Here is a 13,312-nt window from a genome sequence, read left to right on the forward strand (position 1 = left end):
GAAGAACCGTCCCTTGAATATTATTGTTTTTTAGTTGAAGATTTATTAGCTTCAGGTTGGATATCTTTATAGATAAAGTCGTGAATCTGGTTAGTTGTAGCATCTATATCTGTAACTAGATACCAAACTTTATTTATCATTTGTCCTTTGCTTTCTGAATCAAGAGGAAATCTAGATTGTTTTACATCTTTTATGTTAGACATTAATATGTCTTTTCCTAGATTTAACATATAATCAGAATCCATATCAGTTTCTACAAAAGGAAGAAGTTTTGAAACTAGTGAAGGATATTCAATAATACTTGTATTTTTAAGTTTGTTTACTATAGCGTTAAGAACAGTTCTTTGTCTAGCAGTTCTTTCATAGTCCCCACCGCCTGTAGAACGTATTCTAGCGTAAGATACAGCTTGTCTTCCATTTAACACTTGAACACCAGAATTATTTAATATAGGTATTGATTTATGTTGAAGATTAGAGGTTTCTTTCATATATTTATTAATATATTTAACTTCATTTGGTTTTACATCTATTGTTACGCCACCAAGTATGTCAATGATTTTTTCAAGATCAAAGAAGTCCACAGAAACATAATGTCTAATGTCTAAATTAAAATTATGATTTAAAGTCCAAAGTGTTAATTCAGGACCGCCATATGCATAAGCATGAGTAAATTTAGTTTTACCATGACCTTTTACTTCTACATAAGTATCTCTCATAATAGAAGAAAGTTTGATGTTTTTATGTTTTTTATCAATAGTAAGAATTATAGTACTATCTGAATGAGCTATATCACTCTTTTGTCTTCTATCTAAACCAAATAGTGCTATGTTAATGATTTCTTCGCTATTATTTTGGTTATTATTATTTGTTGTTTTTTTAGTTATACCCAAATCACTGTCATTTTTAGAAATTTCTTTCCTTTGAACCTTGTTTAATAAGGAATGTGCATAAAAGTAGCTTCCAAACCCCACTAGCAAAATTATAATAAAGGAAAATATAATAAACTTTTTAACTTTACTACTTTTTTTTCTTTTGTTCGACAATTTTATTTACCTCCTCGACAATAATAGAAATTACGAATATTAGTATAACAAAATATTTTTAAACACAATTAACAAAATGGTAACAAAAAAAACAACGGTTTGTCAGTGTAAAATTTATGCCAAATCAGGTAGTACTAGGTACAAGTAAAAATAATGTAAGAAAAATGCAAGAAAATCATTGAAAACTTGCAAAAATAAATATATAATAAAAAATATATTTTAAAATTTTATATAAGAAAAATTCTATTAATTGCCAAGTGTATAGTAATAATTTTAAATTTAATATAGTTCAAAATGCAATTTCAACATTATAAATATTTCATAACGTTTACAAAGTGGTACTTAAAAACAAAGGAAAATATCGGAGGTGAAGGTATGGGGAATTATAAAGGCTTACCAGAAAAGAAAGGACTTTATGATCCGCAGTTTGAGAAGGATAATTGTGGAGTTGGTTTTATAGCTAATATAAAAGGTGAAAAAACCCATGGTATTGTAAAAAAAGGATTGCAGATTTTAGTGAACTTAGAGCATAGAGGAGCGGTTGGAGCAGATCCTAAAACAGGTGATGGAGCAGGTATAATGGTTCAAATTCCAGATGAATTTTTTCGAATTACTTGTGACAATTTGGGAATCTCATTACCTGAGTGTGGACAATATGCTGTAGGTATGACATTTTTGCCTAAGGAACCAGCACTCAGATATCAATGTGAAGGTATATTTGAGAGAATTATCGAGGAAGAAGATCAAAAAATATTAGGGTGGAGAAATGTTCCTACAGATAATAGGGGTATAGGTGAAACAGCAAAAGGAACTGAACCTATAATAAGACAGATTTTTATAGCAAAAGGTAAATGTACACAGGATGAATTTGAAAGAAAGTTATATATTATTAGAAAAAGGGTTGAAAATGAAGTTAAAAAATTAGTAAAGAGAAATAGTGAATATTTTTATATTTGTAGTTTATCATCAAAAACAATAGTGTATAAAGGATTGTTGTTAGCAGATCAGATAAGTGGATTTTATGTTGACGTAAATGATATAAATTTTAAAAGTGCAGTAGCTCTTGTACATCAAAGATTTAGTACTAATACTTTTCCAACTTGGGATTTGGCTCAACCATTTAGATATTTAGCTCATAATGGAGAAATTAATACTATAAGAGGAAATAGAAATTGGATGAATGCACGAGAAGGTGTCCTAAAGTCAGAATATTTTGGAGACAAGCTTTCAAAAATGTTTCCTATAGTAACTCCTAATTCCAGTGATTCAGCCTCTTTAGATAACGCTTTTGAACTTTTTGTTAAAGATGGAAGACATGTAGAACATGCAATGAGAATGCTTATTCCAGAAGCTTGGGAAAACAATAAATTTATAAGTGAAGATGAAAAAGCTTTTTATGAATATAATGCATCACTAATTGAACCTTGGGATGGACCAGCTGCTGTATTTTTTACAGACGGAGAAAAAATTGGTGCAGCTCTTGATAGAAATGGATTAAGACCTGCTAAGTATATAATAACTAAAAGTGGACAAATTGTTATGGCTTCAGAAGCAGGAGTTATACAATTTAAACCTGAAGATGTGTTGAAAAAAGGAAGACTTGAACCAGGAAAAATGCTTTTAGTTGATACTAGAAATGGTGAGATTTTAGAACACAGTGAAATAATGAAAAATTTATGTAGCAGCAAGACATATAAAGAAATTGTTAATAAAAACAAACTTATATTAGATAGCATTGAAGTAATTAATGAAAAGAAACAAATAAATAGTGAAGCTTTAAAAGAAAAACAGCAGGCGTTTGGCTATTCACTAGAAGATTTAAATACTATATTAGGATATATGGCAGAAAATGCAAAAGAGCCTATTGGAGCAATGGGAAATGATACTCCACTAGCCGTTCTATCAAATAAATCTCAATTGTTATTTTCATATTTTAGACAGTTGTTTGCACAAGTTACTAATCCTCCTATAGATCCTATAAGAGAAGGAGTTGTAATGTCTCTTAAAAACTATATAGGAGATCAAGGTAACATACTTAATAAAGAGCTTTCAGATCATAGATTTATAGAAATTGATACACCAGTTTTATCAAATGAAGATATGGCAAAAATAAGATCATTAAGAAATAAAGATTTTAAAACTTCAACTATACCAATAACATTTAAGGCTGATAGTGGAATAGAAGGATTTAAAAATGCACTTAAGTTAATTTGTGAAAGAGCTTCTAAGCGTGTAGAAGAAGGATATAATATATTAATTTTAAGTGATAGAAAAGTAGATGGATATGAAGCAGCTATACCTAGTTTACTTGCTGTATCTGCTGTTCATCAATACTTAATAAAGAAAAAAACAAGAACTAAAATTTCTATAGTTGTTGAAACAGGAGAAGCAAGAGAAACTACTCATTTTGCGTTGTTAATAGGTTATGGAGCTACTGCTGTTAATCCATATTTAGCATATGAAAGTATACAAAATATGGTGCTGCAAGGAGAAATTAAAGATAATGATAAAGAAAAAGCAGTTGATAACTATATTAAAGCACTAAATAAAGGTCTTTTGAAAATATTATCCAAAATGGGTATATGTACAATACAAAGTTATCATGGTGCTCAAATTTTTGAAGCACTTGGTTTAAATGAAGAATTTATAAATAAATATTTTGAAGGAACTACATCTAGAATTGGTGGGGTTGGCGAAGAAATAATAGCTAAGGAAGTTCTGTTAAGACATAAACATGCATTTAATAGGTTAAGAAAGCCAGTGTCAGAGCTGGATGTTGGAGGACTATATTCGTGGAGAAAAAATGGAGAATTTCATTTATTTAATCCAGAAAGTATATATAAGCTTCAAGCAGCATCAAAAACAAATAATTATGAAATGTATAAGGATTATGCAAAACGTATTAATAATCAAAGCAAAAATTTATGTACCTTAAGAGGGCTTTTAGATATTGAATATGGAAATTCTATTCCAATTGAAGAAGTAGAGCCTGTTTCAGAAATTTTAAAAAGATTTTGTACTGGAGCAATGTCATTGGGTTCTATAAGTAGAGAAGCACATGAAACAATTGCAATAGCTATGAATCGTATTGGAGCTAAAAGTAATACTGGAGAAGGTGGCGAAGATTCAATAAGATTTAAAGCAGATGGTAATGGAGATAGTAGAAGAAGTGCAATTAAACAGGTAGCAGCAGGTAGATTTGGTGTTACAACTAATTACTTAGTTAATGCAGATGAACTTCAAATTAAAGTTGCTCAAGGGGCAAAGCCAGGAGAGGGTGGACATCTTCCAGGTAAAAAGGTAAATGATTATATAGCTAAACTTAGACATTCAACACCAGGAATTGATTTAATTTCACCACCACCTCATCATGACATTTATTCAATAGAGGATTTATCACAACTTATATATGATTTGAAATCAGTTAATCCAAGAAGCAGAATAAGTGTAAAACTTGTTTCAGAAGTTGGAGTAGGTACTATTGCTGCGGGTGTTGCAAAAGCACATGCGGATGTAATATTAATAAGTGGACATGATGGAGGAACGGGAGCCGCACCACTTTCATCTATAAGATGTGCAGGTATTCCCTGGGAAATTGGGCTTTCTGAAACTCATCAAGTTCTTATGTTAAATAATTTAAGAAGTAGGGTTAGACTTCAAACAGATGGTCAGCTTAAGACTGGTAGAGATGTTGTAATAGCAGCGTTACTTGGAGCAGAAGAATTTGGATTTGCAACTACAGCACTTGTGATTTTAGGATGTACTATGCTTCGTAAGTGTCATTGTAATACTTGTGATATGGGTATAGCAACACAAGATGAAGAACTTAGAAAATGCTTTAAAGGTAAACCAGAATACTTAATTAATTTCTTTACATTCATTGCACAAGAAGTTAGAGAGAATATGGCTAAATTAGGTTTTAGAACTGTGAATGAAATGATAGGAAAAGTAGATAAATTAAAAGTTAAAGATGCAGTAGAACATTGGAAGGCACAAGGAATTGATTTTTCTAATATTTTATACAAACCTGATATGCCAAAAAGAATAAAGCCTTATTGTGTATTGGAGCAAGATCATGGAATTGATAAAGCAATGGATCATAATCTGATTCAAATTGCAAAACCTGCTCTTGAGGATAAAAAATCTGTTAAAGGAAGTTTTGAAATTAAAAATACAGACAGAACAGTAGGTACAATGTTGAGTGGTAAGATTATAAAAAATCATGGAGAAAATGGTCTTAAAGAGGATACAATTGTATTTAAATTTATAGGTTCTGCAGGACAAAGTTTTGGAGCTTTTGGAGCTAAAGGTCTTACTCTTATACTTGAAGGAGAAGCTAACGATTATGTGGGTAAAGGATTATCAGGAGGTAAAATAATTATTAAGGCTCCTTATAATAGAGCATTTAAGGCAGAAGAAAATTTTATAGCTGGAAATACAATTTTATATGGAGCTACAAAGGGAGAAGTATATATAAATGGAATAGTAGGAGAACGTTTCGGAGTTAGAAATAGTGGAGTAAATGCTGTGGTTGAGGGTGTTGGAGATCATTGTTGTGAATATATGACTGGAGGTAGAATTGTTGTACTTGGAAATGTAGGTAGAAACTTCGGAGCAGGTATGAGTGGTGGTATTGCTTATATTTTTGATGAACAGGATGATTTTTATGAAAAATGTGGTGAAGAAACCCTTGAAGCACTAGTTTTAAATAATAGTGATGATGAAGAAGAGGTATATAATCTTATATCTAAACATTATGAATATACAAATAGTGAAAAGGCTAAAAGAATTTTGGATAATTGGAATAAGTATAAGAGTAAATTTAAAAAAGTAGTTTCAAGTGCATATAAAGAAATACTAGAGAAAAATACAAAGAAAAGTAATGTAGGTTAAGAAGGGGCGGTGTACAAATGGGAAAGCTAACAGGATTTAAAGAGTATGAAAGAAAAAAATACAATAAGCGTTCTGTTAAAGAGAGAATAAATGATTATAATGAGATATATGAGCCTCTTAGTAATGATGAAATGATAATACAAGCTGCTAGATGTATGGAGTGTGGTACTCCGTTTTGTAATTGGGGATGTCCTTTAGGTAATTTAACTCCTGACTGGAATGATATGGTATATAAAAATGACTGGAAAAAAGCATATGAAAGATTAAGCCTTACAAGTAATTTTCCAGAGTTTACTGGAAGGGTATGTCCTGCACTTTGCGAAGCAGCATGTACTCTTGGAGTAAACAGAAAAGCAGTTTCTATAAGAGAGATAGAATTAACTATTATAGAGAATGCTTATAAAAATGGATGGGTAAAACCGAATCCTCCAAAAGTAACAACAGGTAAGAAGGTAGCGGTTATTGGTTCAGGGCCTTCAGGGCTTGCGGCAGCTGATGAATTGAATTCTGTGGGGCATGAAGTAACTGTGTTTGAGAAATCTGAAAGAGTTGGTGGATTATTAAGGTATGGAATTCCAGATTTTAAATTAGAAAAAAATATTATAGATAGACGTATTGCTGTTATGGAAGCAGAAGGAGTAATTTTTAAAACGGATATTGAAGTTGGAAAGGATATATCTGTAAAAAAAATATTAGATGATTTTGATGCAGTAGTATTGTGCTGTGGGTCAAGTATTCCAAGAGATTTAAAGGTAGAGGGAAGAGATCTTGAAGGAGTTTACTTTGCTATGGAATATCTGCCTCAACAAAATAAGTTAAATTCAGGTGAAAAAGTTGAAAAGAACATAAATGCAAGAGATAAAAATGTTGTGGTTATAGGGGGAGGAGATACTGGTTCAGATTGTATTGGAACGGCTATTAGACAAGGTGCTAAAAATGTATATCAATTTGAAATAATGCCTAAACCTGAAGCAGAAAGAGATGATTCAATGCCTTGGCCAACATATCCTAGAATTCTTAAAACAACTACATCTCATGAGGAAGGATGTAAAAGAGAGTGGAATATTTTAACTAAAGCGTTCATAGGAGAAAAAGGTAAAGTAAACAAATTAGTAGGGGCAAAGGTAAGATGGATTAAAGATGAAAATGGAAAAATGATTATGAAAGAAGTTCCAAATAGTGAATTTGAAGTGGAAATAGATTTAGTAGTACTTGCAATGGGATTTTTACATCCTAAACATGATGGGTTAATAGAGGAACTAGGGTTACAACTTGATAAAAGGGGAAATATATCTACAGATGAAAATTATATGACGAATTTAAGAGGTGTATTTGCAGCAGGGGATAATAGAACTGGTCAATCATTAGTTGTTAAATGTATTAGTGAAGGAAGAAGTGCAGCTAAATATGTTGATAAATATTTAATGGGTGATACTTTTCTAAAAGGATAAAGGCTCTTTAAGATAACTATTTAAAAGGGGATGTCTAAAAATAGATTTTAGACATCCCTTAAGTTATGTAATTAGTCAACTAAATAATGAATAACTCAACTTTCGCAGGTCAAAAACAACCGCTACGGGAAATGATATCTTGCTTAGAAACCTTTCACTTCAGTAACAAGTTCTAAGTTTTACTCATATTGAAAAAAGATTTTTTAATTAATATTCCGTAGGAATCAGTAATTAAAAAATAACTTTTTTCAAATTCGTAAAGCTAAGAACTTGTAAACTTTGTTCAAATGTTTCTTACGCAAGATATCATTTCCCTTCGCTAAGCAGTATTTTTTTACTGCGAAAGTTGAATGAATAATTATTAATTTTTAATTGTTATTAAATGATTACTTAATCTTATACAACTGGATATTTATTGTGTTTGTTTCATAGGCAAAAATACTGTGAATATGGTTCCGACTCCATCATAACTTTCAACAGTAATAGTTCCATTATTTTTGTTTACAAGTTGTTTTACTATATTTAATCCATAACCATGACTACTTGCTTTTTTAGTAGTAAAGCCACATTGAAATATTTTATCATATAAATCTTCTGAAAGTATAGGATAAGAATTTATTATTGTAATAATATATTCATTTTTTATTTCTGATATTTGTATAGATAATATTTTCTCATCTTCCTTACAATTTTCTAATTCATGTATTGCATTATCAATGAGATTAAATAATATTTTACAAAGATCTATAGAATTTATGTGTATATTTTCTAAGTATGAGTCAATATCTAATTCTACATTGATTCCCTTGTTTTCTGCAATTGCATATTTTCTATATAATAATGCAGCAACTTCCATATTGTTTATTTTAGATATAGAAAATATTTCGTTAGTTTTTCCACAAATAGAGTGTGTATATTCTAAAGCTTTTTCTGGTTTATTAAGTTGTATTAAACCAGAAATTATATTAAGATGATTTTGAAAATCATGTTTTTGTCCACGTAGAGCTTCTATAACTTCTTTAGAGTTATGTAATTGTTCTATAGATTTTTTTTCTTTTTTCAAGAAAGAAATAATATAGTAAATGCAAATAATAGAACTAAGTCCTAATAAGTTTATGATTATAGATATTACTAAAGGATAGTTTATAAGAATATTGGATATATTTAATGAATTAATTATTACTTTATTTGATAATAATAATACTATACAACTTTGTAATAAGATTAATACTATTAATATATATGCTCTGTGAATAAATTTCATATGCATCATCCCCGACTATTATTTAAGAGTGTTAAGATTAAAAATAGGTTTCTTAAATATATATGTTATAAAAAATATTAGTATTAAAAAAATATGAGATACTAGGAATATTAATATTCTTGCACCAAACTTTATTCCTATATAGGGAACAAAATTCTTAAATAAAATACATACAAGTGCTTCACCCCACAGTATTAAAAAAGTACTAATTAATACAGCTATAAAGCTGTGAAATAATTTTTGCTTTAGTATTGTAGTAAGCAAAATGATAAAAATACTAAAAATAAAAAAAGTATGGGTTCCTAAAGGAATGTTATTCATTATATACCACATTCTAATTAAAGTAATGGAAAATCCCCCTAGAAAACTTATAAACATTAGTTTGTTAGGTTTTATATAAATGCCTATAAAACTTAATCCAACTGCAAAAGTTAAAAAAGCTTCGATGGAGTTACAAATAAAAAATTCTGAAAATAACATTAAGCATACCTCTCTAGAATATTGTTCATTTTGTAAATCTATAATAATAGTAGCACGGAATATAAAAAAATTCTACAATATTTTACGTTAAAATAATAAATAAATGGTTCTGGTACACTGAATTTAACAAAAAAATTTAATTATACTTAAAATTTAATTATCGTTTTTAATTTTAACTTTAATTTTATTAGAATAAAAATAGTATTTATATGGAATTTTTGTTGAAGAAGCAATGATTTATTAAGGTAAGTATGTATTTGCAAAATACTCTTTGCTAGGATATTATAGATGTGGAATAATTAACAAGAAAGAGTAGAGGAGGCAATTATGAACAAAAGACTAAAGAAATTATCTAATCCAGTGGAGTTAATAAAGTTTGTAATGATAGGAGCATTGCTTATTATTTCTTGTATTATGCTTTTTAATAAAAGTTTAATTCCATTAGCAAAGGCAAGATTAGCTGCAGCAAATATGTTTTTATTAGCAGCATTGCTTATGGTACAAGCAATAGAATGTGGAATTAGAACTAAATATAAAAGAAGAACATACATTTATTTTATAGCTGCAATTTTAATTGCAGGATATACTTTTAAGATATTTTGGAAAGTACTGTTTGTATATTAATGGACAAGGGCTTCTATGCTATAAGTTGATTTGAAAATTTCACTTATAGTGTAGAAGTTTTTTTATGGAATATGTGACTTTTATCTTCATGTTAAGCATTAATTTTCCCAAAAATAGTATCAATTTTAAGAAAATATTAAATAATCAGACCAGAATATTACTATGAATCCACATAATATATTAATATGAATAAAAAAATATATAATGAAAAAACATGTCGAATAACCTCTAGTTCCCTCATAAAATATTTGATATTTAGTCGATTTTAACTAGGAGAATATAATATAATTATAAATACAATTAAATTTTTGTTAACAATGAAATATGGATTTCATTAATTAAAATTGTTAATTGTTTTATCTATTAAAATTTATTATAAATACAAACAAATGAAAAGGAGGTGAAGCTTGGACAACCAAGCCAAAATTATGAAGAAATATAAGATAGAAACTTATTTAGTATTAATTTTTAGTATTTTGGGTTTTGCTTTTTGGATGTTTTATAAAGATTACTTAATACCTAATAATATAATTTTAAAAGCAGTAATGGATTCAAAATATAATTATGAAGGTACAATGAATATCACAAAAAATAAAATTGAAATAAAGCAATTTAAAAATTTGGATGATTTAAGAATTAAGGGAACTTTTTCTAAAGATGTGGATAGAGGACAAATTATATTGGAAGATGAGAAACTTAATTACTTACTAGTAGATAGCGAAAAAAATACTTATTCCCTTAAAGAAAATGAAGGAACAAAAAAAGTAATATTTCCAGAGGAAAACAACAAAGTTGACAGTAATATTTATGATTTATTATATTTTTCTCCAGGTAATAAATCAATATATTGGAGGACACAATATGTATCTAAAAAAAATGGACAATATATATATGAAAAAAAGTTTCCTATAGAATATTCTTCTATGGGTATGAATGTATATAAAAAAGAAGACATAAAGGGTGAAGTTAGAATTAAATTTTTTATTAAAAAGGATGGAATACTTCAAAAACCATATATGACACATATGATAGTGGAAGAGGAAATCTTTAAAAAGAGTAATTTAGTTTATAACAATATAATTGAGTATACTTTAAATAAAGTTAAGTAGTTAAGGAAAGAGGTGTTTAGATGATAAATCAAGTATTGAATTATTTGTTTTTATTTTTCCAAATAATTGTTGGATTTTTTAGTATGTATTATGCAATTATATCTGTTTTTGGGCTTTATAAAAAAAGAGAAAGAAAAAATTATAAACCAGAAAAAAGATTTGCACTATTTGTTGCAGCACATAATGAGGAAGCAGTTGTAGGACAAATTGTAGACAATTTGAAAGAAGTGGATTATCCAAAGGATATGTATGATATATATGTTATTTGTGATAATTGTAACGATAATACTGCGAAAATTGTTAAGGAACATGGTGGTAATGCTTGGGAAAGATTTAATGACACGAAAAAAGGTAAGGGGTATGCCTTAGAATGGGCTTTTGATAGATTATTTAAGATGGATGAAAAATATGATGGTATACTAATGTTTGATGCTGATAATTTGGTATCTAAAAATTTCCTGAAAGAAATGAATAATAAATTAATAAAAGGTTATAAAGTTGTTCAAGGGTATTTAGATAGTAAAAATCCTAGTGATACTTGGATAACTGCATCTTATGCAGTAGCTTATTGGACTGTAAATAGAATGTTCCAACTTGCAAGATACAATTTAGGTATGTATTCAGCTTTAGGTGGAACAGGAATTTGTATTGAATATAATACTTTAAAAGAGATGGGATGGGGTGCTACAAGCCTTACTGAAGATTTGGAGTTTACAATGAGATGTCTTTTAAGAGGAATAAGACCTGTATGGGCTCATGATTGTAAGGTTTATGATGAAAAACCATTAAGTTTTAAAGCTTCATGGAAACAGAGAGTTAGATGGCTTCAAGGACACTGGGATGTTTGCATGAATTATACAGGAAAATTACTTAAAAAAGGTTTAAAAGAATTTGATATAAATTGTATAGATGGAGCAATATATCTTTTACAACCATCAAGAATTATTTTAAACTTTTTTGTTATGTTTATGGCGTTTATACAAACATTTTATCCAACTGGTTTTGGTTTTATTGGGTATTATGTTCCAGCTTGGTTTTGGTATTTAGGTGTATTTTTTTCATGGGGAGTACCAATAATAGTATTAATATCAGAAAAAATACCTTTAAAGAATTTTATAAGTCTTATATATTTACCATTGTATGGGTTAACATGGATACCAATTTCTATTATTGGGTTCTTTAGAAGAAATGAAAAAGAGTGGTGTCATACAGTTCACAATAGAACTGTATCAAAATCTGAAATGGAAATGATAGATTAATAAGGAGTGAAAGCATGAATAGACTTAAGGTAATGACTATATTTGGTACTCGTCCAGAAGCTATTAAAATGGCTCCATTAGTAAAAGAATTAGATAAAAATAAAAATGTAGAATCAAAAGTGTGTGTTACAGCTCAGCATAGAGAAATGCTTGATCAGGTTTTAGATTTATTTAATATTAAACCAGATTATGATTTGGACATAATGAAGTCCAAACAATCCCTTACAGGAGTAACTAATAGAGTTCTTCAAGGTCTTGAAGAGATATTTAATGAGTATAAACCTGATATTATTTTGGTTCACGGAGATACAACAACAACATTTGTTTCTTCACTTGCAGGTTTTTATCAAAAAATAAAAGTAGGTCATGTTGAAGCTGGACTTAGAAGTTTTGATAAGTATTTTCCTTATCCAGAAGAAATGAATAGAAAGTTAACAGGTGCTATTGCGGATATACATTTTGCACCAACAAAAGGAGCCAAAAATAATCTCTTAAATGAAGGAGTAGAAGAAAAAAATATATATATTACAGGAAATACTGTAATAGATGCAATGTCAACTACTGTTGAAGAAGATTATAGATTTAAAAATGAGGAACTTAATAATATTGATTATGATAATAAGAAAGTTATCATGGTGACAGCTCATAGAAGAGAGAATTGGGGAGAAGGCATAGAAAATATATGTAAGTCTCTAAAACACATAGTAGAAAATAATGAGGATGTTGAACTTGTATATTTAGTTCATTTAAATCCTATTGTTAAAGATGTAGCTGAAAAACACTTAAAAGGTGTAGAAAGGGTACATTTACTTCCACCTCAAGACACAAAAGAGACTCATAATTTAATGAATAAATCTTATATGCTTATGACTGATTCAGGTGGATTGCAAGAAGAAGCTCCGCACTTAGGAAAACCTGTTTTAGTACTAAGAGATGTAACAGAAAGACCAGAAGGAGTTACACAAGGAACTGTAAGACTTGTTGGAACAAATTTTGATAATTTAATTAAAAATGCACAAGAATTATTAACTGATAAAGCTGTATATGAAAAAATGAGTGATGCAATAAACCCATATGGAGATGGTAAAGCATCAAAGAGAATAGTAAAAGCTTTATTGTATTATTTCAATTTAGAAGATGAAAGACCGGATGAATTTAGATAATAACAAAATTAAAGAACAAAGTTTGC

8 protein-coding genes are annotated in these 13,312 nt (G+C 28.8%); 6 read left to right on the plus strand and 2 right to left on the minus strand.

The genetic code is table 11. The annotated features are described in order from the left end of the window. Nucleotides 1–20 precede the first annotated feature (20 nt). Nucleotides 21–1,043 (minus strand): LCP family protein, encoded by a 1,023-nt coding sequence (locus ACFIJ5_RS03885; RefSeq protein WP_379804028.1) that lies wholly within the window; start codon nt 1,041–1,043, stop codon nt 21–23. 375 nt (nt 1,044–1,418) lie between these two features. Between ACFIJ5_RS03885 and gltB the strand changes: the two genes are divergently transcribed. Together gltB and ACFIJ5_RS03895 are read left to right on the plus strand one after the other, a co-directional pair. Further along, complete coding sequence (gltB, locus tag ACFIJ5_RS03890; protein ID WP_379804030.1) at nt 1,419–5,936, plus strand: glutamate synthase large subunit; 4,518 nt, start codon at nt 1,419–1,421, stop codon at nt 5,934–5,936. Nucleotides 5,937–5,953: 17 nt separating this feature from the next. After that, nucleotides 5,954–7,387 carry a glutamate synthase subunit beta gene (locus ACFIJ5_RS03895; protein WP_379804033.1) on the plus strand — a complete coding sequence of 478 codons (1,434 nt, stop codon included), beginning with the start codon at nt 5,954–5,956 and terminating at the stop codon, nt 7,385–7,387. Nucleotides 7,388–7,799: 412 nt separating this feature from the next. Here ACFIJ5_RS03895 and ACFIJ5_RS03900 read toward each other — a convergent pair whose 3' ends face one another. Next, entirely contained in the window at nt 7,800–8,651 is an 852-nt protein-coding gene (locus ACFIJ5_RS03900; RefSeq protein WP_379804035.1) for a sensor histidine kinase, read from the minus strand. An 807-nt stretch (nt 8,652–9,458) separates the two neighbouring features. On the opposite strand from ACFIJ5_RS03900, the gene ACFIJ5_RS03905 reads away from it, so the two are divergent. From ACFIJ5_RS03905 to wecB, 4 genes are all read left to right on the plus strand, one after another. Beyond that, nucleotides 9,459–9,755, plus strand: a complete 297-nt coding sequence (locus ACFIJ5_RS03905; RefSeq protein WP_379804037.1) for a hypothetical protein — start codon at nt 9,459–9,461, stop codon at nt 9,753–9,755. Nucleotides 9,756–10,162: 407 nt separating this feature from the next. Continuing rightward, the gene (locus ACFIJ5_RS03910; RefSeq protein WP_404661129.1) at nt 10,163–10,864 is read left to right on the plus strand and encodes a hypothetical protein; all 702 of its coding nucleotides are present in this window, start codon (nt 10,163–10,165) and stop codon (nt 10,862–10,864) included. A 20-nt stretch (nt 10,865–10,884) separates the two neighbouring features. Further along, nucleotides 10,885–12,123 (plus strand): glycosyltransferase family 2 protein, encoded by a 1,239-nt coding sequence (locus tag ACFIJ5_RS03915; protein ID WP_379804042.1) that lies wholly within the window; start codon nt 10,885–10,887, stop codon nt 12,121–12,123. Between the two features lie 14 nt (nt 12,124–12,137). After that, on the plus strand, nt 12,138–13,286 hold the full coding sequence (gene wecB / locus ACFIJ5_RS03920) for a non-hydrolyzing UDP-N-acetylglucosamine 2-epimerase (protein ID WP_379804044.1): 1,149 nt from the start codon (nt 12,138–12,140) through the stop codon (nt 13,284–13,286). Nucleotides 13,287–13,312: the final 26 nt, after the last annotated feature.

The sequence above is a fragment of the Haloimpatiens myeolchijeotgali genome (assembly GCF_042688525.2).
Taxonomy (GTDB): Bacteria; Bacillota; Clostridia; order Clostridiales; family Clostridiaceae; genus Haloimpatiens.